Source organism: Companilactobacillus heilongjiangensis, from assembly GCF_000831645.3.
Taxonomy (GTDB): domain Bacteria; phylum Bacillota; class Bacilli; order Lactobacillales; family Lactobacillaceae; genus Companilactobacillus; species Companilactobacillus heilongjiangensis.
The window spans coordinates 2,746,131-2,770,046 of sequence record NZ_CP012559.1; the positions used below are offsets into that span (position 1 = coordinate 2,746,131).

18 protein-coding genes are annotated in these 23,916 nt (G+C 38.6%); 9 read left to right on the top strand and 9 right to left on the bottom strand.

Annotated features, from left to right (window positions below):
• Window positions 1-82: 82 nt before the first annotated feature.
• The 4 genes from JP39_RS12235 to JP39_RS12250 all read left to right on the top strand — a co-directional run bounded on the left by JP39_RS12235 (window position 83) and on the right by JP39_RS12250 (window position 5,665).
• Window positions 83-1,069 carry a LacI family DNA-binding transcriptional regulator gene (locus JP39_RS12235; RefSeq protein ID WP_041499047.1) on the top strand — a complete coding sequence of 329 codons (987 nt, stop codon included), beginning with the start codon at window positions 83-85 and terminating at the stop codon, window positions 1,067-1,069.
• 134 nt (window positions 1,070-1,203) lie between these two features.
• On the top strand, window positions 1,204-2,559 hold the full coding sequence (locus tag JP39_RS12240) for an MFS transporter (protein WP_041499048.1): 1,356 nt from the start codon (window positions 1,204-1,206) through the stop codon (window positions 2,557-2,559).
• A gap of 320 nt (window positions 2,560-2,879) precedes the next feature.
• A complete protein-coding gene (locus JP39_RS12245; RefSeq protein WP_041499049.1) occupies window positions 2,880-4,232 on the top strand; it encodes a right-handed parallel beta-helix repeat-containing protein in 1,353 nt (450 codons plus the stop codon).
• 11 nt (window positions 4,233-4,243) lie between these two features.
• Window positions 4,244-5,665, top strand: a complete 1,422-nt coding sequence (locus tag JP39_RS12250) for a glycoside hydrolase family 32 protein (protein WP_041499050.1) — start codon at window positions 4,244-4,246, stop codon at window positions 5,663-5,665.
• 40 nt (window positions 5,666-5,705) lie between these two features.
• Here the strand turns inward: JP39_RS12250 and JP39_RS12255 are convergent, their stop codons facing one another.
• The 4 genes from JP39_RS12255 to JP39_RS12270 form a co-directional block, all read right to left on the bottom strand.
• Window positions 5,706-6,182 carry a nucleoside deaminase gene (locus tag JP39_RS12255; protein ID WP_041499053.1) on the bottom strand — a complete coding sequence of 159 codons (477 nt, stop codon included), beginning with the start codon at window positions 6,180-6,182 and terminating at the stop codon, window positions 5,706-5,708.
• Window positions 6,183-6,337: 155 nt separating this feature from the next.
• Window positions 6,338-7,954 carry a putative polysaccharide biosynthesis protein gene (locus JP39_RS12260; protein ID WP_041499054.1) on the bottom strand — a complete coding sequence of 539 codons (1,617 nt, stop codon included), beginning with the start codon at window positions 7,952-7,954 and terminating at the stop codon, window positions 6,338-6,340.
• A gap of 541 nt (window positions 7,955-8,495) precedes the next feature.
• Entirely contained in the window at window positions 8,496-8,867 is a 372-nt protein-coding gene (locus tag JP39_RS12265) for a DUF1304 domain-containing protein (RefSeq protein ID WP_041499055.1), read from the bottom strand.
• Between the two features lie 587 nt (window positions 8,868-9,454).
• Window positions 9,455-9,766, bottom strand: a complete 312-nt coding sequence (locus JP39_RS12270) for a nucleoside triphosphate pyrophosphohydrolase (protein WP_041499056.1) — start codon at window positions 9,764-9,766, stop codon at window positions 9,455-9,457.
• Between the two features lie 256 nt (window positions 9,767-10,022).
• Here JP39_RS12270 and JP39_RS12275 point away from each other — a divergent pair, with 256 nt between their 5' ends.
• Window positions 10,023-10,268 (top strand): hypothetical protein, encoded by a 246-nt coding sequence (locus tag JP39_RS12275; RefSeq protein ID WP_041499058.1) that lies wholly within the window; start codon window positions 10,023-10,025, stop codon window positions 10,266-10,268.
• Window positions 10,269-10,399: 131 nt separating this feature from the next.
• Window positions 10,400-11,878, top strand: a complete 1,479-nt coding sequence (gene guaB / locus JP39_RS12280; protein ID WP_041499059.1) for an IMP dehydrogenase — start codon at window positions 10,400-10,402, stop codon at window positions 11,876-11,878.
• Between the two features lie 365 nt (window positions 11,879-12,243).
• Here guaB and JP39_RS12285 read toward each other — a convergent pair whose 3' ends face one another.
• The 3 genes from JP39_RS12285 to JP39_RS12295 all read right to left on the bottom strand — a co-directional run bounded on the left by JP39_RS12285 (window position 12,244) and on the right by JP39_RS12295 (window position 18,082).
• Window positions 12,244-15,990 (bottom strand): SLAP domain-containing protein, encoded by a 3,747-nt coding sequence (locus JP39_RS12285; RefSeq protein WP_041499060.1) that lies wholly within the window; start codon window positions 15,988-15,990, stop codon window positions 12,244-12,246.
• A gap of 259 nt (window positions 15,991-16,249) precedes the next feature.
• Window positions 16,250-16,450, bottom strand: coding sequence for a cold-shock protein (locus JP39_RS12290; protein ID WP_041499062.1), 201 nt, complete (start codon window positions 16,448-16,450; stop codon window positions 16,250-16,252).
• Window positions 16,451-16,693: 243 nt separating this feature from the next.
• Window positions 16,694-18,082 carry an amino acid permease gene (locus tag JP39_RS12295; protein ID WP_048699242.1) on the bottom strand — a complete coding sequence of 463 codons (1,389 nt, stop codon included), beginning with the start codon at window positions 18,080-18,082 and terminating at the stop codon, window positions 16,694-16,696.
• A gap of 522 nt (window positions 18,083-18,604) precedes the next feature.
• Between JP39_RS12295 and JP39_RS12300 the strand changes: the two genes are divergently transcribed.
• Entirely contained in the window at window positions 18,605-19,774 is a 1,170-nt protein-coding gene (locus JP39_RS12300) for a MalY/PatB family protein (protein WP_041499064.1), read from the top strand.
• Between the two features lie 37 nt (window positions 19,775-19,811).
• Here JP39_RS12300 and JP39_RS12305 read toward each other — a convergent pair whose 3' ends face one another.
• Entirely contained in the window at window positions 19,812-20,750 is a 939-nt protein-coding gene (locus JP39_RS12305; protein WP_041499065.1) for an AEC family transporter, read from the bottom strand.
• A gap of 196 nt (window positions 20,751-20,946) precedes the next feature.
• Here JP39_RS12305 and JP39_RS12310 point away from each other — a divergent pair, with 196 nt between their 5' ends.
• On the top strand, window positions 20,947-22,362 hold the full coding sequence (locus JP39_RS12310; protein WP_041499066.1) for an NAD-dependent succinate-semialdehyde dehydrogenase: 1,416 nt from the start codon (window positions 20,947-20,949) through the stop codon (window positions 22,360-22,362).
• Window positions 22,363-22,631: 269 nt separating this feature from the next.
• Here JP39_RS12310 and JP39_RS12315 read toward each other — a convergent pair whose 3' ends face one another.
• Window positions 22,632-23,018 carry a YxeA family protein gene (locus JP39_RS12315; protein ID WP_048699237.1) on the bottom strand — a complete coding sequence of 129 codons (387 nt, stop codon included), beginning with the start codon at window positions 23,016-23,018 and terminating at the stop codon, window positions 22,632-22,634.
• 153 nt (window positions 23,019-23,171) lie between these two features.
• Between JP39_RS12315 and JP39_RS12320 the strand changes: the two genes are divergently transcribed.
• Window positions 23,172-23,819: a nitroreductase family protein gene (locus JP39_RS12320; protein ID WP_137619736.1), complete on the top strand. Its 648-nt coding sequence runs from the start codon at window positions 23,172-23,174 to the stop codon at window positions 23,817-23,819.
• Window positions 23,820-23,916 lie beyond the last annotated feature (97 nt).

Genomic DNA, 23,916 nt, shown 5'->3' on the forward strand with positions numbered 1-23,916 from the left:
GTACTTGTGTATTTTTAAAACTAAAGTTAGCTTAAATGGCATGATATAATTGAACTACTGAGAAAATAGTGTGGGTGAAATAATGAAGGTAAGAATAGATGATGTTGCTGAATTAGCAGGCGTCTCAAAGACTACTGTTTCAAGAGTTTTGAATAAACGCGGTTATTTGAGTGAAAAAACTATTAAAAAAGTTCACGATGCGATGGACAAACTGAATTATCAACCCAACGCAGTTGCTCGCCAGTTATTCAAACAGGAGACTAAATTAGTTGGTTTAATTTTTCCGACTGTCAATAATCCTTTTTTCGGTCAATTAGTTGCGACAATGGAAAAAAAGTTGTTCAATGCCGGTTTTAAAGTATTGCTTGGCGACTCAATGAATAATCCAGATAAGGAAAAATTATATCTTCAAGAGTTAATGTCACATCAAGTTGACGGTCTAATTGTTGGTGCCCACAACCAAGGTATTGACGAATACGAGCATACTAATTTGCCAATTGTTGCGATTGATCGAATCGTTAATAAAGATATCCCTGTTATTTCATCCGATAACTATCAAGGGGGAAAGTTGGCAACTGAACTCCTGATAGATAGCGGTGCTAAAGTAATTATTCATACTAATGGCCCACAAAATTTAAAATCACCTGCTCAAAAAAGACGTCAGGCCTATGAAGATACTATGCGAGAAAATGGCATGATACCGATAATTTACACGTCAGATTTTACTGATATTGATAATGGAGCTAATCAAAAAGTTGACTTTATCAAACAGATATTCAAAGAGCATCCAGATGTTGATGGTATGTTCATTTCTAATGATATGGATGCAGCTCAAGTGATTGATATTGCTGAAGACCTTGGTTATAAAGTTCCTGAAGATTTAAAGATTGTCGGATACGATGGGGCGGAAGCTACGCGGATTTTGTTACCTAAGTTGACAACCATTATGCAGCCAATCGATGAAATGGCTGATATTGCAGTCAATATGTTGATTGAAAGAATTACTGACAATAGTGCTGGATATGATCAAGTGTTACCTGTCAAAGTCTGGCGTGGAAAAACAGTCTAAAGAAAAAGATGATAACCGGTTGACATATTTTATGTAAGCATTTACAATACGTTTTGTTAAGTGCTTATTTTTTTATAGCAATATGTCAACCGGTTGACATTAAAGCTGCTAGTTTAAGAAATGGAGAAGATAACATGGAAACAGAGATAGATGAAAAAGTTGATAAATCTGAAGAAATTCCATTGTTTCGTAAGTTAAGTTATTCGCTCACTGATTTTGGTGGGAATGTTCTATTTGTAAGTATTAGCACGTACTTATTGTATTTTTATACAGATACTTTTGGATTAGCAATTGGAGTTGCCGGAACCATCCTTTTGGTTACTAGACTCTTAGATATGGTTGATGCACCAATTTGGGGATTTTTGATTGATCACACGCACACACGTTGGGGTCAAAGCCGGCCATACTTTCTATGGTTATGTGCACCGTTCGCAATTTTTACTTGGTTAACATTTACAACGCCGGGTTTAACAGGAACTAGTAAGATTGTTTACGCCGGAATTACCTATGTTCTTTCGGGTATTCTATATACCGGTATCAGTACACCAATGACATCAATTTTGCCAAATTTGACTAATGACCCTGAACAAAGAACAGTTTTGAACTCTTACCGGATGGTTGGTGGAAATATTGGTCTATTAGTTGCCAACAGTGTCGTTTTGCCAATGGTTCAATTGTTGGGACAAGGTAATGATCGTAAAGGATATTCATATACGCTTTTAGTATTAGGCATCGTATCAATCACTGCTTTTTTAATTGCCTTTTGGAATTTACGTGAAGTTAACGTAACTAATACGAAATCTATTTCACTAAAACAGAGTGTTAAAGCAACTAAGAGCAACTGGCCTTGGGTTTTAATCGTTATAACGAACTTATTGTACTGGATTGGAACAACCGTCAGAAGTTCAGGTATGATTTACTATTTCCAATATAATATTCATGCTAAATCATTAGTACCAGTGGCTGGTGGCTTATCCGTTGTCGCCGTTCTTGGAATGATCTTGATTCCAATGTTTGTTAAAAAGACCAATAAGAGAACAGTTTTCATTGCCTCACTATTTTTGGCAGCTGTGGCAAATATCGGATTCCAATTCGTTGGTAGTAACCGAGTTGCTATCGTTACATTGTATTGTATCGGTTCAATCGGCACGGGTATGGCTGCTTCAATGCCATTCTTGATGTTAGCCGATGCCGTTGATTATGGACAATGGAAAAATGGTATTCGTGCCAGTGGTTTTTTGACATCAATTGGTAGCGCTTTCTGCGTTAAAGCAGGCAGTGGTATCGGTGGATTCATTCCATCAAAAATCATGCAATATTTTGGTTACGTTCCTAACCAAGTTCAAAGTCAGCAATCATTATTCGGAATCAATTTTTCATTCGTTTGGTTGCCAGCAATTCTATTTATTGCTGCGGCTGTTCCGATGTTCTTCTATTCTAGATTTGAAAATAATGAAGCAAAGGTTAGAGCAGATTTAGCTAATGCCTAGTTGCCGTTTCCAGAGCTGAGAGTATTCATCTGCTGCGCGGCACGGTTCGAGCCAAAGAGCGGTCTCGAACCTCGGTTGAAGCCTTGCAAAACCAGCAAGTCTCCAACACGTCCGGTGGTGTAATGGCTAAAGCCATAACGCCACTTTCGCTGCGGATAAATACTCTCAGCTCTTCCAACTGATTTATTTTTACATAGTATGAATAATTAAAATTAGATTGAGTATCAAGAATGAACTGAAAATAAATACATTTGAATATTTCCCAGCTCTGAAGACGAGATATTTAAATAACACATGATGTACTAAAGGAGATATAAAAAATGAGTAATAAAAATTATTATGACGTAACTGAATGGCCAGTAGGTAATCCATATGAAGATGTTGGCGCTGTAATCAACAGTATTATTGCAGATATTAAGAAAAGACAAAATAACAGTGACGACAACAATGGTGGCAAACCTGGTGCTGTAATTTATCTGCCACCAGCTGACTACCATTTAAAAACTCAAGTTGTCATCGATATTAGTTTTCTAAAAATTGTCGGTTCTGGACATGGGTTTACTTCTTCAAGTATTCGTTTCAATGTACCTCAAAATGAATGGTCTAATTTACATGAGTTGTGGCCCGGTGGTAGTCGTGTCTTGGTAGATTTGGAATCAACTGCTGATGAGTCTGAAGGAGCAGCTTTCTTAGTTAAAAGAGAAGGTGATCCAAGAATTAGTTCGGTTGAATTTTCTGATTTCTGTATCGATGGTGTTCATTTTGTTGACGATGGTTCTGGCGAAGAAAATCCTGATAATACTTATGTTAATGGAAAAACTGGTATTTACGTTGGTAGCGCCCAAGATTCATTCCGTATCACGGGTATGGGCTTTGTTTATTTGGAACACGGAATTACGGTTTATAACGCCGATGCATTGACGATTCACAACAACTTTATCGCTGAATGTGGCAACTGTATTGAGTTACGTGGTTGGGGTCAAGCTTCGAAAGTCACCGATAATTTGATGGGTGCGGGTTTCAAAGGTTATTCCATTTATGCTCAAAACTTTGCCCAATTGTTAATCACTGCAAATAATATCTTTCCACGTGGTGCTAGCACAATTTACTTTGATACCGTTACTCGTTCATTAGTTTCGAATAATATCTTGCATGCCTTTTATGCTGGTATGGTAGTTCTCAGCCAAAGCTGTTCTGAAAATCTTATTTCGTCCAATCACTTTTTACATGATCGTGAACCTTGGAAACCAATGCAAAAACATGACAATGGCATCGATGATTCTTACGGATTGCTATACATTAGTGGCAATAATAATTCAGTTATTGGCAATCATTTCTCTGAAATCATGGATAAAGAATATTTGAAACCAGCTGGAGTTAAACCAGTCATCATAAGAATTGCTGCGGGTAGTGAGAATTATATTTCTAATAACAATGTTGTCGCCTCAGAAGCTCATTCAGGTAGCGGAGATTCCGCATTTGCTTCTCAGGTTGATGCCTTGTTGACGACTGAAGAATCAGCCTCATTCGACGTAACAACGGTATTGGTTGAAGATAAGTCACAAAGAAATATGGTGCTTGATTCTGGAAATGACAATCAAGTTATTATCGACAAAATGGTCAATGGATTTAGAGCTACACCAACAATTTCATTCGCTGAAGATAAAGATTAAAAGGAGAAATCATGCAAGAATTAAAAGTTGAACCTATCAAATTAACTAATAAACGTTACAGATTGGGCTATCACATCATGGCACCATCTGGTTGGATCAATGATCCCAATGGATTCTGTTATTTCCAAGGATATTACCATATCTTTTATCAACATTATCCCAACGATTCCAAATGGGGTCCAATGCACTGGGGACACGCTCGTAGCAAGGATTTAGTCCACTGGGAAACCTTGCCTATTGCTTTGACACCAGGTGATGAAGAAGATAAAGACGGCTGTTTCTCAGGTAGTGCGGTCTTTTACAATAACAAGATGTATTTGATTTACACCGGTCACCATTATTATGGCGATGGAGATCCAGATAATTTTTGGCAAAATCAAAATTTAGCTATTAGTGAAGACGGCATTCATTTTAAGAAATATAAAAATAATCCTATTATCGCTACACCTCCAGTAGACAATACAATCCATTTCCGTGACCCAAAGGTTTGGTACAACAATGGGAACTGGTACTTGATTCTGGGCAGTCAAGATAAGTCAAAAGTTGGTCGGACGCTGTTATATAAGTCAGCTAATTTGACCGATTGGAATTATGTTGGACCATTTGCTAAATCGATTGGAGTTGAAAAACAAGGTTATGTTTGGGAGTGTCCAGATTTCTTTAGATTGGCAGATAACGATATTCTATTGATGTCGCCTCAAGGTATCAAAGAAAATAATGGTCGATTTAAGAATTTGTTTAATACTGGTTATTTAGTTGGCAATTATAAGTATGCTACTAATTACTTTGAACATGGCGAATTTACTGAATTGGACAACGGTCATGATTTCTATGCTACTCAAACGACTTTGACCCCAGATGGTCGTCGAGTTGTCGTCGGTTGGATGGATATGTGGGAAAGCGCTATGCCTGAAAGTAAAGATGGTTGGGCTGGAGCTTTGACATTGCCACGTGAGCTGATTTACCAAGATGGCATTCTACAAATGAGACCGATTAAAGAGTTGGAACAATTGAGAACTAGCGATTTGGTTCATGAAAATAGTGTAGTGAATGGATCTAAACAATTAACTTCTGGCACAAAGCAGTACGAAGCTTTATTAGACTTTAAAGCGACAGACTTAGAGGGTACTGGGATTGAGTTGAAGGACTCTCAGGATAAAGATATTCTCAGTTTGAAGTATCAAAGTGGTAAGGCGATTTTGAATCGAACAGGTGACGATGGCGAGCGTGAGGCTTTGTTAAATGTTGGTAGTAGTTTGAAGTTACATTTGTTTGTGGATACGAGTTCCGTTGAGATTTTTGTTAATGATGGTGTTAGAACCTTTACCGAAAGATTCTATGCTGATGAAGCTAAATTGAACGTAGTTACTGATAAAGAAACTAATGTTTCAGCAGATGTTTATGAATTGGAAGGTAAAGCTGTTAAATTCTAAAAAAGAAGCTTGGATTTTAAAAATCCGAGCTTCTTTTTTCCTAATAAATCGTACGTTCAGCATCTTTATCAAAATTGTTGAACGCTCTAATAGTAGTATCGCGGTCGTGTTGTTCCAGATTAAGGACGCTCTTATCTGAAAGGCCATCTTCCATAAATTGATAAATAGCATCGTCACGAAAACCGATATTTTTAGCATCTTCAGCCGTGTTGCCATAGTAACAAGTTTTGATATTAGACCAGATAATTGCACCGAGACACATTGGACAAGGGTAAGCGTTCGTATAGAGTTCACAGCCGGATAGGTCATGTGTGCCTAGTTTTTGACAGGCTTTCCGAATAGTGTAAATTTCACCGTGGGCTGTGGGATCATTGCTTGATAAAACGTGGTTTCTACCTTGAGCAATAACTATGCCGTCTTTAACAATTACAGTTCCAAATGGACCGCCAACGTCGGTATCAACATTTTTTTGAGCCTCGTTAGCAGCCAGTTCCATAAACTTCTTTTCATATGCCATTAAATAAACACCCCCTAATTTATGATTATTATAATTCAAAAATATATGTATTTTAAATATGTTGTATATAAATATGGACTGTAATCCAAAATCGGATTACAGTCCATATTTGCCTTAATGCTCGAAAGTTGACCATGTTTTGTCATACTATCGTATTAATAAATTTTTGTATCACGAATATCTTTCAAAATGTTCAACGAGCCATCTTTATAACTGAGGAATCCATAAACGGCGACTCCTATCAAACCACAGATGATGATGACAATTGTTGCGCCAATCTTAGTTGCGTCAGAAATAACTTTGACCACTAGGAAGTCGGCTACAGCAACTACCACCAGCATGATTAAACCGTCGATTAGAATGCGGAGTAATTTTTTACCCAACGCTTTATCGACAACTTGGAATTGTTTGTTGATCAATCTAAATGCAAAATGTCCCATGACCATGAAGGCAATTGTTGAGGCTACCAGTGGTCCATAGACGCCCATAGCCAGCGTTAGTGGCAATTGTAGGACAACTTTAAGTAGGTAGGCAATTGCTAGGTAGATGAGTGATTTTTTGACGTGATGTGAAACTTGTAAAATGTTTTCCAAAATCATGAAGACACAATAGAAAAATGCTTCAAAACAGGATACCATCAGCACTTTAGAACCGAGGATACTTTGGTCGTAGAAAACAAAGACTGTCCATAATTGGCGACTGATGGCAATCATACCAAAAGTTGCTGGCAAAATAATGAACACTGTAAATTGAACGATGTTACGCATCAATTTTTGAATTTGTTCTGTACCGACCTTGCGGCTAATCATAGCTGAAAGTGCTGGGATAACTGAAGATGATACGGAAATTGCTAGAGAAACTAACACCATGATTAATTTGTTAGCTTGGAATCCAAACATAGCGTAAAGATCATCGATTGTACGTTGACTAGCGTGCAAAATTAATTCATAAATCCAACTGAATGTTGTTTGATCGAATAACTGTAAAACGGTCATAATCGTATCAACTAATAGGAATGGAATAGCTGAACGAAGCATGGAATTGAAGTTAATGTCAGGTGTATTTTCGTCTGTTGGAATGTCAGTTGTCGTTTTGATGTCTGTAACGGTAACAGAACGGCGAACTTTGATACGAATCCACAGTAAGAATAAGTAAGCGAGCGTTGCACCAATGAATGAAGCTAAAGTTGATTGGTTAACAGCAGTCATGTAGTTACCTTTTTGAAGAATCATAATTGTGTATGTGGCATAAAGCATGTAAGCAACACGAGCAATTTGTTCGATAACTTGAGAAAAGGCGGAGTAAGAAATAAACGCATAACCTTGGATGTAACCACGTAGAATACCGAGGGCAGGGATGATTAGCATTGCCACACTCAAATATTTAATCGGCGTTACAACACGCATATCGCCGGCAGCTAGAACGATAGCCACATATTTTGCTCCAAAGAACATGATGAAGGCTAAGACGACACCGACTAACGACATATAAATCGTATATTTTTTAAAGAGCTTTTCACTTTGATCAAAACGTCCTAAAGCATTGTGAGCAGCAACCTCTTTTGAAATAGCTGAAGGAATACCGGCAGTGGCAATGATCAAGAAGAGGTTATAAATGTTATAGACTTTACCGTATAGGGCATTCGCAGCCCCAACAGCAATAGGTCCAATCCAGATGTTCCATGGAATGATGTAGATAACGGACAGAATCCTAGAAAGAATTCCGCTTAGCGAAATCCAGAGGGAACTTTTTAATAATGAATCTTTTTTCATTTTGTTTTCCATTCTTTATAAGATTACTTATATATTATAGAAGGTATTGAAAAGTGCCGCCGGAGGCTGACTGTAATATAGTCTGCTGTGCGACCGGTGCGAGCCGAGGTCTCGCGCCTTGATTTTGAGCTTTGCATGGTTCGCAAATCTCAAAATACATCGGTGTTGTAATGGCTAAAGCCATAACAACACACGCACTGCTGACCATGTTTCCCTGCCTCCGGCTCGGGTTTTCTATACTTCATAATATTTGGAATATTTAAATCTTTCCTTTAGTGGACTGGTTTAGATATGCTTTAAACTAGAGCAATACTGAAATTGATTGTTAAGAAAAAGTATCAATCAAAAAATGAAACTAGTCGGAAGAGCTGAGAGTATTCACCAGCAGTGGAAGTGGTGTTATGGCTTTAGCCATTACGCCACTGGACGTGTTTGGAGACTTACCGAACTATGGTAAGGCTTCAAACCGAGGTTCGAGACCGTACTTTGGCTCGGACCGTTCCGCACAGCAGGCGAAATACTCTCAGTTCTGGAGACGGCATTACTTATAAAAAATCAACACAAATATCAAAGCGATTAGGGCTGGTAATCCTTGCATATATAGGATTTTCTTGGTTGCTGTAACGGCGCCATACACTGCCACTACAATAATATAAATCATCAACAGAATTAAAATTGTTTTTAAAGTCGAACCTGTGAAAAATAATATCATCATTAAAATTAAAACGCCGAGCATACCGTTGTAAATTCCTTGGTTAGAAAGTGCAGTTTGCGCTTCTTTGGTTTTTACAAAGTTAACTGGCATATCGAAAGCATTAGCTTGAATATCTGGTTTGGCAAACATCTCTAAACCGGCAATTCCAATGTGTTCTAGGGCAACTAATGCCACTAAAAATAAAGTTAAGATTTGCATTGTAATCTTCTTTCTATTAAAAGTATAAGTACCATAATAAACTGTTTTGAATTGTTGTACAAATAAGCTTTGGTGAGGGTGTCTCCAGGTATGAGAATATTTACCTGCTATGCGGACCGGTCCGAGCCGAAGTGCGGTCTCGAACCTCGATTTTGAGTTTCGCAAAGTACGCGAATCTCAAAACTTGCCCGGTGGTGTAAGAGCTAAAGCTCTAACGCCACACCCACAGCTGGTAAATATTCTCATACCTTCCGATTGGTTTGGTTTCTATATATTACGAATAATAAAGTATTAAATTGACTTGCTAAATAAACCATAATTTAGGCTGCTACAGCAACGATTATATCTAGTATTCATACACTCAATTTAATAACAGATAACTAGTCGGAAGAGCTGAGAAATATTTGTGGGCAGTGGAAGTGATGTTATGGCTTTAGCCATTACATCACCGGGCGTGTTTGGATACTTGCGGTTTGTGCAAGCATTCAAACCGAGGTTCGAGACCGCACTGTGGCTCGAGCCGGTCCGCACAGCCAGTGAATATTTCTCAGCTCTGGAGACGGAAAAAAAAGAAGAACCATAACATTTTACGATTCTTCATCAGGCTTTATCATAACAAATTTTTGCGCAAATTTACCCTTTTGATTAATTTTTGCTTGGCGAAGGCTGTCCATTTCTTCATAAGTAATTGAAGCGTCTTCTAAAATGGCACGGATGACTTCCTCTAGGTCCCCTAATTCTTCGACTAGATTGGCCCGTGTTTCAGCTTGTTTGACTTCGATGGCTTCTTCGGTGACTTTGTCGCGGAGTGATGATCGGTAGTCCTCATTGGAGAGAACTTCGAATTCGGCAACATCGGAAAGAATATCGGGTATTTTGTCCCGAACTAACTTTTTCATATGTAGATCCCCCTAAAACGTCTGTAGGGAAATCTTACCATGAAGATAAAAAAGTACCAAGTCATAATAGACAAGCAGGCAATTTGATAACAATAATATTAGCGTGATATGATTTATTTAAATAAAATTATAAAAAGTGTTGATGCTTATGAATCTATCAAATTTGATTTTTACGGAAGTATTTGGTGGACTCCTCTTACTGTTTATAATAGGTATAATTATTACTTTATTCATAAATGATTTTATTCGTAGGAGGATGATCCAGGCCTGTGAGGATGTTTTAGAAGATAAAGACATAATTGCCAAAATCTCAGTTGATAATGCGACTGCTGATTATTTGAAACGCAATCATAACGATGGTTTGTATCGAATCGATGAACTGATCTCCAAGAAAAATGATGTTATCAAATACAAGCTGTGCTTGAAGAAACGCAGTTTTGACTTTTATTTGAAAAAACAAAAGTTATTAAATTATAAAGTTATAGCGATAAAAATGTATTAATGGACTTGTCTTTCAGTGGGCAGGCCCTTTTTTATTTCACAAACTTTAATTGACTAACGCTGTGAAATTAGATACCATGTTTATAAATTTTACCCACTAATAGGTAAAGATAAAATCTTAGGAGGAACATCATGTCGGCATGGGATACAAAATTTGATAAAAAGGGATTCACTTTTGATGATGTTTTATTGATACCAGCAGAGAGTCACGTTTTACCAAATGAAGTAGATTTATCAGTTCAATTAGCTAAGAATATTAAACTAAACACTCCAATTTTGAGTGCAAGTATGGATACAGTTACCGAAGCACCAATGGCCATCGCAATGGCTCGTCAAGGTGGATTAGGTGTTATTCACAAGAATATGAGTATTGAACAACAAGCTGACGAGGTTTCAAAAGTTAAGCGTTCTGAAAATGGGGTTATCATCGACCCAATTTACTTAACTGCTGACGATAAAGTTAGTGAAGCTGAAAAGTTGATGAGTACATATCGTATCAGTGGCGTTCCCATCGTTACTAACACAACTGATTTGAAATTAGTTGGTATTATTACGAACCGTGATCTTCGTTTTATCACAGATTACTCAGTACAAATTGGTACTGTAATGACTAGTGAAGACTTGATTACTGCGCCAGTTGGTACATCACTTAAAGAAGCTGAACAAATTCTCCAAGAACACAAGATTGAAAAATTACCTTTGATTGACGAAAATGGTCGTCTCGGCGGACTAGTTACAATCAAGGATATTGAAAAAGTTAAAGAATTTCCCAATGCGGCTAAAGATCAATATGGCCGTCTCTTAGTTGCTGCAGCTGTTGGTGTAACAAGCGATACTTTTGAACGTGCCGAAGCCTTGCTTAAAGCTGGCGCCGATGCAATTATCATCGATACTGCCCATGGTCACTCAGCCGGTGTGCTCAGAAAGATTACTCAAATCAGAGAGAAGTTTCCTGAAGCTACATTGATTGCTGGTAATGTGGCAACCGCTGAAGGAACTAGAGCTCTATATGATGCCGGAGTTGATGTTGTTAAAGTTGGTATCGGACCTGGTTCAATCTGTACAACAAGAATCGTTGCCGGTGTCGGTGTGCCTCAACTAACAGCTATCTATGACGCCGCTAGTGTTGCTCACGAGTACGGTAAGACAATTATTGCTGATGGTGGTATCAAGTATTCAGGTGACATCGTAAAGGCTCTAGCAGGTGGTGGTAACGCCGTTATGCTTGGCTCAATGTTGGCTGGTACTGACGAAGCACCCGGTGAATTCGAAATTTATCAAGGTCGTCGTTTCAAGACATATCGTGGTATGGGAAGCCTTGCCGCAATGTCACATGGTTCTTCAGATCGTTACTTCCAAAGTGGCGTTAACGAAGCTAATAAGTTAGTTCCCGAAGGTATCGAAGGTAGAGTAGCTGCCAAAGGTGCTGTCGGCGATGTAATTTATCAATTACTTGGTGGATTACGTTCAGGTATGGGTTACGTTGGTGCTCATAATCTAACAGAATTACAAGATGCCCAATTCGTTCAAATCTCAAATGCAGGTTTGAGAGAATCACATCCACATGATGTTACTATTACTAAAGAAGCACCTAATTATTCAGTGAAATAATCAGAGAGTGGAGCAGGCCCGGGAATTTCCGAGCATTTGCATGACTTCACGAATTGTCCGCGTACCTTGCGGATGATTTGGGAAGTTAGGCAAAGCGGAAGAAATTGGCCTGTGGAACTCGTTTTAAAATCAGAGAGTGGAGACAGGGCGGTCAGCTCCCGAGCACTTTCGTATTTAAGTGGATTGCACGCTGGTTTTGCGTGTGATTTGCTTGAATATGAAAAGCGGAAGGAGTTGCCCTGTCGGAACTCGTTTTAAAGCCACTGCATATATAAACAGAAAAAAGACCTACCTAAACTTCATACATAAGAAGTTTAGGTAGGTCTTTTTGGTAACTATTGTATTTTTTGAATGCTTAAATCTTTTTAACGAAGAGTATTAACGTCAACGTCGCTAGCTTTAACAAATTCATCAGTAGCAACACGATAATATTTATCACCGTTGATATATGCAATACTATCAACTTTCCAACTACTATCACTATTTAATGATCTGTCGGTAACCGCAGCGCCTTTAGCGTTGTAAACAGTTGTGTATTGGTTAGCGTGAGTTGTAACGACCATGCTTACTGGTGAGTAAACATAGACATCATCAGCGTTAACGAATTCGTTAGTAGCAACACGATAGTACTTAGTATTGTTGATAACGTAAGTTTCACGGTCTGTAATCCAGCTGCTGCTTGGAGCGAGTGTTTCATTACTTATAACGATGTTTTCAGCTTTGTACAAAGCTTTTTCAGAGTCGTTATAAGTTCTGATATGTAAGTTGAGTGCTTGGTATGGATAAGCTTGACTCATCTTAGCCCATTCGTTAGTAGCAACACGGTAGTAACTAACACCATCAATTGTGACGGTGGCATCGCTATACCAGTTTGAGGCAGTAGCAAGATCACGATTTGAAATTTGTGACATCTTATTGTCAGAACCGATTTGATAAAGTTCAACGTCTGGTTTGTCAGAATAAGTTGAGATTGTTTGAACTTTTTGTTCAATTACACCTTCAGTTGGATCTACGGGTTTGACGGTACTTGAACCACTAGATGATGGGATTCTTGTGTATGAAAGTTCATCGTCAGCTGTGATTGCCTTTGTAGTATCTATGGCATAAGTGATTGTTGGGATTCCACTAGCGTTGTAGGTAACGATTACTGATGGAGCAGTATAACCAGCTACTGATGGAGCTGTAATTGTTTGAGGACTATCGCCATAATTACCACCAGGAATAGGTAGTTTAGATATTGTTCCATTTGGATTTTTAATTGTTAATGTTTGAGGATCATTTGAAGTACCTGTCAACTTAACTTCCTCTGCGTTAAAGACGTAAGGAGCGGTCTTATTGGCAGTGATGGTAACACTGATAGTCTTAGGTTGATTTGAATCTAAATGATAGCCAGCAGGAAGAACAGCGTCGGCGACGTTAACAATCTTAGTATCGCCAACGGAACCAGGTTCAACGGGAATAGAAACATCACCGTGATCAGTTGATACAGTAATACTACCAGCTGGGACGTCGTCACCAGCGATGGCAACAGGGTCTTTAGTGGAATAAGGATTGTCCTTATCAGCAGTGATAGTAACACTGATAGTCTTAGGTTGATTTGGATCTAAATGATAGCCGGCAGGAAGAACAGCGTCAGCGACGTTAACGGTCTTAGTATCGCCAACGGAACCAGGTTCAACGGGAATAGAAACATCACCGTGATCAGTTGATACAGTAATACTACCAGCTGGGACGTCGTCACCAGCGATGGCAACAGGGTCTTTAGTAGAATAAGGATTGTCCTTATCAGCAGTGATAGTAACACTGATAGTCTTAGGTTGATTTGGATCTAAATGATAGCCAGCAGGAAGAACAGCGTCGGCGACGTTAACGGTCTTAGTATCGCCAACTGAACCAGGCTCAACAGGAATAGAAACGTCACCGTGATCAGTTGATACAGTAATATTACCGGCGGGTACGTTATCACCAGCAATTTGAACGTTTGATGGGTCTATAGTAAATTTACTATCAGCTGAGTCACCATTATATGTAACGGTGACTGTGTTAACAGAACTATCAGTTAGATGGTAACCTTCTGGTAAATCTGTTTCATCAATTGTTACACTTTTTTGTCCATTCTCATAATAGTCAGGAACAGTGACAGTTATATTTTGTCCATTGACATTGGTAGGTATTGAAATTGTTCCTCCTTTAGCAGGTGTCGAAACATATGCAATTGTATCTAATGCTTTGGCTTGTGTCTGACCAAGTACAACACGAGAGTTCGCGTTCGTTGTTGTGTAAGTTATTCCATCGATAGTCATAGATGGATCAGTACTAGCAGTGTCATACTGTTTTCCAAGGTTCCCAGATGTTTTAACTGTAACTGTAGAAGGAACTCCATTAAGTGTTATAGGAACAGTAACATAGTTAGTAACTGCATCATTTGTATTAACTTTACCAGAAGGTTTGAATTCAAGGATAGTTGAAAGTTTAATGCTTTGACCTTTATCATCAACTCCATCATATGTAAATCCAAGACCATTAGTTATCTTTCCATTTGTAAATACTGGAATTCCAGAAAATGTATGTGTATGTGCAGCATCGTCACTGGTCCACGTTGTTCCGTCGTTAGATGTTAACCCAGTCTCTGGACTAAAGTATAAGTTTTCATTTAACGTTATAGTATCAAAGCTAGTTCCGTCAAACATACCTTCACCTTTAGATGAGTCTCCAGTATTAGGCCATTCAGCGATAGGTCTGTTACCTTGTTGTGTCCATCCCCAACTAGCTACGTTCATGTCTTTAAGTGAAATATCATTTTTAAACATTGCTCTTAAATCAGTTGCATTAGAAGCTTGCCAAGTAGATGTACTAATTTTACCAGTAGTTACGTCTGTATTTATGAGATTTTTTAGTGATGTACAGTTAGCAAAAGCATAACTTCCGTTTTCAATAGATTTAAAGCTGGAATTGGAAAATTTTAATGTTTCTAGAAGAGTGTCATTTTCAAACATGTGGCTAATATTACTAGCGGAATGAACACTGCCGTGGGAAAAGTCCACTGAAAGTAAGTTAGGGTCATTTTTGAACATGCCTTCCATATTGGTGGTAGTCAGGGTATCAAATTTATCTATATTTATGGTTTTAAGATTCTCCATATTAGCAAACATATAAGATGAATTTGTAGGGGCCGTAACTGGTGCAGATACTGTAATATTGGTGATGGTGCTTGCATGACCATTCCAATGGTCTGTATCCCCAGCCTTGAAATCTGTTAATGGACCATTAATATCCAGATTCTTACTAGATGAAGTATAAGTCCAACCTGTACCTTTATCATCAACGTCTGGAACGGGTACAGGTGCTAGTTCAGCTACAGGAGCAGCGAGGGTTTCAGCAGTCAAGCCGTCAGCAAGTAAACCATTTACCGCGGTCTTACCTAATGTTTTAGAATCTAAAGGTGTTGATGAGTCTAAAGCAGCCTTAACTTCAGTATCTTCACCATCAGGAACAGTGGCTTCTGGATCTGCAGGAGTTACAACAGTTTTTTCATCAGTAGAACCGTCAGGAACTGTAGTTTCTTGTTCTACTCCAGTAGCTGGTGCGGCAACAGATAAAGCAGCAACCTTAGTATCTGGAGCAGCAGTTTCTGTTTCTGTACTAGGAGCTTCAATAGGAGCATCTTTTACAGTAGGCTTTTCTACAGTTGGTGTAGTTTCACTAGTTTCTTTAGGTGTTGTTTCTGGAGCTGATTCTTTAGTTAAGTCTGAAGTGTCCTCAGTACTTTTAACTTCAGTACCACTTTCTACTGCTGGCTTAGTTGTAGGTACTTCAGCAGTTTTAGAACCGCTGCCATCGTCAGTAGTAGTTGGTGCTGGGGCTGAGGTTGCAGGAACAGTTACTTTTGAACTGTCTTGCGAAGTAGTCCCCGTACTGGAAGGCTTAGTTTCTGTTTGAGTTGTTGGTGCAGCAGTAGTTACCTCGGCCTTAGCGACATAACTTGGTGCTGTCATCATTAACAATCCACCGGCAATTGAAAGGCTGCTTACCACAACCCATGCCTTCTTAGATTTAACTAATTTTTTTCTCATGACTGAATTAGGGTCACGTTTTAATTGTTGAAATCTCATAATTTACCCTCTATCCTCTTATTAAATAAGAAATTCCTATAATGATACTAATAAATTATAGTATTTGAAGGAAATTAGATATTTCATATTTTGTAAGAATCTTTTTCTAAAAAGGTAGTTTTTATCAATTAATCATTTTTTGAAAATTATATTTTAAAATAAAGGGTAGAAGTTTATGTGATTATTTAATCGAAGCTTAATGATATTTTAGGGCACAAAAAAAAGCCACATTTCTGTGACTTTTCTTATAATCTACTAATTAGTCTTTAACGATATTAGCAGCTTGTGGTCCACGATCGCCGTCTTCTACGTCGAATGTTACGTGTTGACCTTCGTCTAAAGTCTTGAATCCGTCACCTTGGATAGCTGAGAAGTGAGCAAAAACGTCACTACCATCTTCGCGAGTAATAAAACCAAAACCTTTATCAGGGTTAAACCATTTAACTGTACCATGTTCCATGAATGAGAACCTCCAGCGCTATTGCGCAAATTTTTTTGCATTTTTAAGCCAATATCAGAAAGTAACCATTCAATCGAAAAATTAAACTTCTAACCAACTATTTAACACAATAGTGGTATTATGCCCCTTTTTCTCTGAAAAAGAAACTGTTTTGTGCTAATTTGTACTATTTATTTTTTTATTAAACGTAAATGGCATTAAAACCATCATGATATATCGTTATTTGACTCTTTTTACATAAACTTACTTTTCGTTACTATGCTTGTAGCCATAACCAAAGTAAATAATTAACCCAATGGCAGTCCAACCGGCATACATTTTCCAAGTGAAGGCTTGTAGTTGTGTCATTAAGTAAACGCAGGCTATGAAGGAAACAATGGGGAAGATTGGATATAGTGGGATTCTAAAGGCTGGTTTCAGATCACGGGTATTTTTACTGTGTCTAAGTGAGATAACGCCAATCGATGTTACGGCGAAAGCTAAAAGTGTTCCGATATTAACTAATTCAGTGATTTTTTCAATTGGCACCATGGCTGCGACTGTTGCGGCAACTAGGCCGACTAAGAAAGTACTGCGAACGGGAACACCTTGTTTGCTGAGATTCTTGAATTGTTTAGGTAACAAGCCATCACGACTGAGCGAGAAAATCAGACGTGTTCCACCGTAGATAACGACTAGCAAAACGGTTGTCATTCCCATAATGGCACCTAATGAAACGATACCTGAGACCCAATTGAGATTTAAAATATTCAAAGCATGTGAAACAGGATCGGCAACGTTTAGTTGTTTGTAATTTACCGCTCCGACTAAAACGAGTGAGACCAAACTGTAAAGAATAGCAACTATTAGTAATGAGGCGATAATTCCAATCGGCATATTACGTTTGGGATTTTTAACTTCTTCACTGGCTGAAGAAACGGTGTCAAATCCGAGAAAGGCATAGAAAGCGACCGCTGCACCACGACCGATTCCGCCCAAACCGAATGGTAGAAATGGATTGTAATTCTTAGGTTTAACATAGAACACCGTTACGGCAACGAATAATAAAATAACAAATATTTTGATATAAACCATGATGGTATTAACTTTCATGGATTCCGTCATGCCTTGCAATAACAACGTTGTGGCGATTAAAACAATCACGAATGCAACGATGTCAAAACGCCCTTCAGGGTTGCCGACAGTTCCAGCAGCTGATTGCAAAACTTTTGGTAAATGAATGCCAAAGCCAGCTAGGAGATTTCGGAAGTAAGCGGACCAACTAACAGCTGTTGATGATGCCGCAAATAGATATTCTGAAATCAGCGACCAGCCAACGATCCAAGCAATAATTTCGCCATAAACTGAGTAAGAATAAGTATAAGCGCTACCTGCTAAAGGAATTGTTGAGGAGAATTCAGAGTAACAAAACGCCGCTCCGATACAGACTAACGCTGCTAAAAGATACGTTAAAATAACACCCGGGCCAGCATAATTTGCGGCAATAATTCCTGGTGTGATAAAAATACCAGAGCCAACAATAACGCCGACACCCATGATAATGAGGTCTTTAGCAGTTAAAGTTCGAGCTAAACTGGTTTGTTCATGTAGTAAATCATTAACAATATCTTTTTTACGAAACAGCGATGGCATAGATGAGCGCTCCCTAAATTAATGTACATTTCATTATGACATGTTAGGTATTAAATTTACAGTTTTATCTAATGTAATTAGCTTAAATTTAATGTAAATAAGTATGCCGTATCCGGTTTCGAGATAGGCAGCCTGCGTGTGGGCCAAATCGAGCCACAGGGTGGTCTCGAATCTCGCTTTTGAGCCGAAATACACGTCTCAAAAGTCGACCTGTGGTGTAAGACTGGAAAATCGTCAGCTTAACGCCACACACACTGCTGTTTCACTATCTCGAAACCGGAGGCCAAAGTTTTTTTGTTTTCACGGATTGCTAAGAATATTGATGAATTAATACTACAAACACAATTATTTCATTAATATAGAATTCTTAATTACAAAAATATCCAGATATTTTAATAATTGATGATTAGGATATTACTTCTATAGATTAACTGATTATAACTAGGCGAAATACTCTCAGCTCTGGAGACGGCAGACGGCTTTAGTGATACCCTTTAGGTAAATAAAGAAGGGGTGAGACCAATGCAATTTAATTTTGATAAGATAAATGATCGTCGTAACGCCAACTCTGTGAAATGGAACGTCAAGGAACATGAGCTACCAATGTGGGTCGCTGATATGGATATCCAAACGGCTCCAGCGATTGTGGAAGCTATGCACAAAGATGTGGACCGTGGTATTTTTGGTTATCAATATGTTCCAGAAGCCTATTTCAAAGCAGTTTCCAGTTGGTACAAGATTGAACACAACTTTGAGCCAGAGACTGATTGGTTGGTTTTCAGCAACGGAATAATGCCAACGATTGGTTCGATTTTGCGCCACTTAACTGATGTTGGTGACAACGTTTTGATTCAAGAGCCCAATTACAATTCATTTTTCCAAGCAATTGAAAACAATGGCCGTCACATTTTGAACAGTGAGCTGACTTACAAGAATGGGCAGTACAGCATTGATTGGAAAGATTTGGAAACGAAGATGCTTGATCCCCAAACTAGCGTCATGATTGTCTGCAATCCGCACAATCCAAGTGGTCATATTTGGGATAAGGCAACGTTAACTAAGATTGGGCAGATGGCTAAGCAACATAATGTCCTAATTATTTCTGATGAAATTCATGGCGATTTAACGATGCCAGGTCACGACTATGTTCCATTTGCTTCATTAGATTCTGATGTGACTGACAATAGTATTTCCCTAGTTTCACCAAGTAAAACGTTTAATGTGGCTATTCTGCACGCCGCAACAATGATTATTCCAAATGAACAATTGCGTCAAAGAGCTACCAGAGCTGTTTCCGTTGACGGTATAAATGAACCTGGAATTTTGGCAGTCGATGCCTCAATTGCAGCTTATACTGAAGGTCACGAATGGCTTCATGAATTGCGTAAATATATCCAAGGTAATCGTGAATATTTGGAAAAATTTGTTCAAGATAATATCCCCGAAATCAAAGTTATCCCAGCTGAATCAACCTATCTGGCATGGATCGATTGTCGACAATTGACTGATAAATCGGATGACTTTAATCAATTCTTGCGTGACGAAACTGGTTTGTATTTGGCTGAAGGTACTAAGTATCGTGGCAATGGGAACTGTTTCTTAAGAATGAATTTGGCTACACCTAGATGTAACGTTGAAGATGGTGTTGAGAGATTGAGAAAAGGTATTAATAAGTTTACTAATAGGAAATAAAAAAACGCTGAGACTTAAAAAATCTCAGCGTTTTTTGCTATTTAATTAAAACCATAATAATTGGCACAACGATTAAACTCAACAAAGTGGTTTCGGTAACCATGATTGCCGCGTAGTCTGAATCGGCGTGATAAAGTTTGGCAACAACGGGGGCGTTTGTCATAACGGGCATTGCTGCCTGAACAATGAAGACTTGTCTCATCAATGGTGTAGCAGGTATGAAGAGGAACAACGCTGCCATTAACAGTGGAGCACATAAGAAGCGTCCAAAGAGGATTGCCCAGTTGTCTTTGTGGAAAGAAATATTTTTGAGACCGGCGTTATAGATTGAAATACCGATGAATATCATTGATAACGGAATAGTTAGCCCACCCAAGTATTCAAAGTCAGACATCAAGAATTTTGGCAAATGAATATTGAGCATTACTAAAATCAAACCAATGATGAATCCCATTAATGGTGGGGAGAATACTTTCTTGAGAGTTGTCTTGAGTTTGAAATGACCCTTAATTTCACCATCCATTTGGATTAAGTATGTTCCCAATGTCCAGAAAAATGTCGTGTTAGCCATGTAATAAACAAGGACGTAGGGTAAACTTTTTTCTCCAAAGAGTGCCATGTTGACGGGTAAGCCAACGAAGACGGTATTGGAGTTAAAGAACATGGAAGAGAAGAGTCCTTTATGTTTGGGGTCAATTTTGAGGATTTTAATCAGGAGAATTGAAATAAAGATCAAAATGGTCATTGAAATGACAGGAATTGCCAAGTCGGGCAACAATTTGATCAACTTTGCGGCCGTAAAATCTTTAGTAATGGTCGAAATCATGTATGTTGGCAAAGCCACTTGTGTGACTAACTTGGCGATTAATCTAGTTGAATTTTCAGAAAACCAACCAAGTGCACTGAGGCCGTAGCCCACAGCGATTAAACCGATGATTATTAGAATTCCTTGAATACTGGAAAAGAAAACACCCATATAAAGGACACCTTTCATATTATATATACGGCTTATGTTACACTTTTTTGAAAAATTTTGAAAAGAGAATATTGTAGTGAAAATAGGTACGGTCCAATATAAAAAGTGGACGAGTCTAAATTCTTGTAAAATGTAATCGCTGTCTTACAATAGAACCATAAGATAATAAGTACCTTTTAAATAGGAGGAATTGATTATGGCTTATAAAACAGTCAATCCATATACAAATGAACTCGTAAAATCGTACCCTGACGCTACATCTGAAGAAATTGAAACAGCATTGAGCACTGGACATGCACTATATAAACAGTGGCGTGATGAACCTGTCGAAAGTCGAGCTGTTATTTTGCACGAAATTGCTGACCGTTTGCGTGAGAATGAAGACGAATTGGCAAAAATCGCAACAACTGACATGGGTAAACTTTACGCTGAATCAAAAGGTGAAGTTGAACTCTGTGCCATCATCGCTGACTATTATGCTGACAACGGCACCGACATGTTGAAACCAACTCCACTCAGCAGTCGCAATACTGGGGATGCCGAAATTTTACACCAAGCAACTGGTGTTTTGATGATGGTTGAACCTTGGAACTTTCCATATTATCAAATCATGCGTGTCTTTGCCCCTAACTTTATGGTCGGCAATCCGATGATTTTGAAACATGCTTCAAATACTCCTGGCTCAGCTGCCGCATTTGAAAAGATTGTTAAAGATGCTGGTGCTCCCGAGGGTAGTTTGACAAACTTATTTGCCAGTTACGACCAAGTAGCTGATATCATTGCTGATCCTCGTGTTCAAGGCGTTGCTTTGACCGGATCCAAGCGTGGTGGGCAATCAGTTGCCGAATCAGCAGCCAAGAGTTTGAAGAAGAACTCAATGGAACTCGGTGGCTCCGATGCCTTTGTTGTTTTGTCAGACGCTGACGTTGATAAAGCAGTCGATTTGGCATGGCGTGTCCGGATTTATAACGCGGGTCAAGTATGTACTTCAGCCAAGCGATTTATCGTTGCTGACAATTTGTACGATGAATTCTTGAAGAAACTAAAAGCTAACTTTGAAAAATTGGTTCCCGGCGATCCAATGGATCCAAAGACTACGATTGCCCCAATGAATTCCAAGCGTGCTAAGGAGAAGTTGCAAGGTCAAATTGACAAAGCTGTTGCTGGTGGTGCTAAGGTTTACTATGGCAATCAACCAATCGACTTGCCTGGTCAATTTATTCAACCAACTATTTTGACTGACATTGCTCCTGATAACCCTGAATTTTACGATGAAATGTTTGGACCTGTTGCTCAAGTATTCAAGGTCAGTTCTGATCAAGAGGCAATCGATTTAGCCAATGATTCTGAATTAGGTTTAGGTGGAATCGTTGTTTCAGCTGATCCACAACATGGTAAAGCGGTAGCCGAAAAGATTGAAACTGGGATGGTATTTGTAAATTCATTCTTAGTTTCATTGCCTGAATTGCCATTTGGTGGTGTTAAAGGTTCTGGTTATGGACGTGAAATGAGCCAATTAGGTTTGACGGCATTTACTAATGAGAAGTTAGTGGTTACAGCTCAAGAACCAGACTGGACCAATCCAGCCGGTGGGTTGGCAGTTTTTAAATAAACTAAGCGAGCCGCCTTTGGTGGCGAGGTATGGAGTACCGCTATGGGACCGGTGCGAGCCAAGGTCTCGCGCCTCGATTTTGAGCTTTGCAAAAACCGCAAATCTCAAAATACGTCGGTGGAGTATGAGCAGAAAATCACTGCTCTAACACCACCTGCACTGCGGACTACATTACTGACACCTCCGGCTAGAATATTTTTTAAAAACTTTGGTTTTAATAAGAATAAATTCAAAAAAAGCGGACTACCAAATTCTGGTAATTCGCTTTCTTACTGTGCTGATAATTTATTGTATATATCATTGGACATATCTTTTTCGAACACTTCTCTGTAAGTGTAGACGTAAGCCCCTTTGGCAGTGACTTCTAGGAAATGGCCTTGTTTCAATTTTCCCATACCAGTGAATTTGATTGGATGTTCGTTCCCATTTTTGTCGTAACTTGTCAGTGTGTAGTCATAGTTGCCATAGCCATCTTCGTCACGTCCTTTGGCATTGTCAATCTTGACGTAGTAAGGTTGTTTCTTGACTAGGAAGTTGTATTGTCCCAGCATTGATGCGAAATCATCAGTCTTATCTTTTGTATAGAAACAAGCTCCAACATAGACTACTCCGACAATTGATATTGTTAGCAAGATTGAATGCAATAATTTTCTCATAGTTAACCACCTCTTGATAATAGTTTAAAATGGTGAGAAATTTTTTGACATTTGAATTCCTAACATTTCACTTACAAATATGTAAGGCATTTTATCTGAAAACGATTACGCGGTATAATTAAGATATTAATAATTGTGATGGGAGAAACATTTATGGACGAAACAAAAAAGTTAGTAAACAATGATTTTGAAGATATTATGTTAAACCGGCACTCATATCGTAAGTTCCAAAGTGATGTAGTTATTCCACGTGAAGAGATCACTGAGATGCTCAAGGAGACAATTTCAGCCCCTTCAGCATGTAACTTACAATCATGGCACTTCGTTGTCTGTGATGACGCTAAGGGTAAGGAAAAGGCACACTCAGTTATGATGCCATTCAACTACCCACAAATCGACAGTGCTTCCGCAGTTATCTTCGTTTTAGGTGATACACAATCACACTACAAGTACCGTGACGTTTGGAATAAAGCTTGTGAGAATGGTCAAATTTCTCCAGAGGAACGTGACAAAGTCTTCAAGACATTCTTGCCATTGTACGAACACGCTGACAGAAGTTTCTTGGAAAAGGACGCTACAATCGACGGCAGTATGGCCGCAATGCAATTGCTATTGATTGCTAGAGCTCACGGATATGAAGCAAATCCTATGTCAGGTTACTTCTTTGATAAAGTTGCCTCAACATTTGACTTGGATAGCGAGCGTTATATCCCCGTTACAGCTGTTGCTATTGGTAAACCAGAGAGTACATATACAAAGTCGGTTCGTTATGACATTAAAGACGTTAGTGAATTCATTTAAAAAATAATATTGAAAACGAAAAGAGGAACTTCACCATACTTGATTATCTCAAGTGTGATAAAGTTCCTCTTTTCGTGTGATTAAGTTAGTACATTTT

Excerpts from the sequence above, each read along its gene's own strand:
- JP39_RS12235 (WP_041499047.1), top strand. The coding sequence starts at position 83 with ATGAAGGTAAGAATAGATGATGTTGCTGAATTAGCAGGCGTCTCAAAG.
- JP39_RS12240 (WP_041499048.1), top strand. The coding sequence starts at position 1,204 with ATGGAAACAGAGATAGATGAAAAAGTTGATAAATCTGAAGAAATTCCA.
- JP39_RS12245 (WP_041499049.1), top strand. The coding sequence starts at position 2,880 with ATGAGTAATAAAAATTATTATGACGTAACTGAATGGCCAGTAGGTAAT.
- JP39_RS12250 (WP_041499050.1), top strand. The coding sequence starts at position 4,244 with ATGCAAGAATTAAAAGTTGAACCTATCAAATTAACTAATAAACGTTAC.
- JP39_RS12255 (WP_041499053.1), bottom strand. The coding sequence starts at position 6,182 with ATGGCATATGAAAAGAAGTTTATGGAACTGGCTGCTAACGAGGCTCAA.
- JP39_RS12260 (WP_041499054.1), bottom strand. The coding sequence starts at position 7,954 with ATGAAAAAAGATTCATTATTAAAAAGTTCCCTCTGGATTTCGCTAAGC.
- JP39_RS12265 (WP_041499055.1), bottom strand. The coding sequence starts at position 8,867 with ATGCAAATCTTAACTTTATTTTTAGTGGCATTAGTTGCCCTAGAACAC.
- JP39_RS12270 (WP_041499056.1), bottom strand. The coding sequence starts at position 9,766 with ATGAAAAAGTTAGTTCGGGACAAAATACCCGATATTCTTTCCGATGTT.
- JP39_RS12275 (WP_041499058.1), top strand. The coding sequence starts at position 10,023 with ATGATCCAGGCCTGTGAGGATGTTTTAGAAGATAAAGACATAATTGCC.
- guaB (WP_041499059.1), top strand. The coding sequence starts at position 10,400 with ATGTCGGCATGGGATACAAAATTTGATAAAAAGGGATTCACTTTTGAT.
- JP39_RS12285 (WP_041499060.1), bottom strand. The coding sequence starts at position 15,990 with ATGAGATTTCAACAATTAAAACGTGACCCTAATTCAGTCATGAGAAAA.
- JP39_RS12290 (WP_041499062.1), bottom strand. The coding sequence starts at position 16,450 with ATGGAACATGGTACAGTTAAATGGTTTAACCCTGATAAAGGTTTTGGT.
- JP39_RS12295 (WP_048699242.1), bottom strand. The coding sequence starts at position 18,082 with ATGCCATCGCTGTTTCGTAAAAAAGATATTGTTAATGATTTACTACAT.
- JP39_RS12300 (WP_041499064.1), top strand. The coding sequence starts at position 18,605 with ATGCAATTTAATTTTGATAAGATAAATGATCGTCGTAACGCCAACTCT.
- JP39_RS12305 (WP_041499065.1), bottom strand. The coding sequence starts at position 20,750 with ATGGGTGTTTTCTTTTCCAGTATTCAAGGAATTCTAATAATCATCGGT.
- JP39_RS12310 (WP_041499066.1), top strand. The coding sequence starts at position 20,947 with ATGGCTTATAAAACAGTCAATCCATATACAAATGAACTCGTAAAATCG.
- JP39_RS12315 (WP_048699237.1), bottom strand. The coding sequence starts at position 23,018 with ATGAGAAAATTATTGCATTCAATCTTGCTAACAATATCAATTGTCGGA.
- JP39_RS12320 (WP_137619736.1), top strand. The coding sequence starts at position 23,172 with ATGGACGAAACAAAAAAGTTAGTAAACAATGATTTTGAAGATATTATG.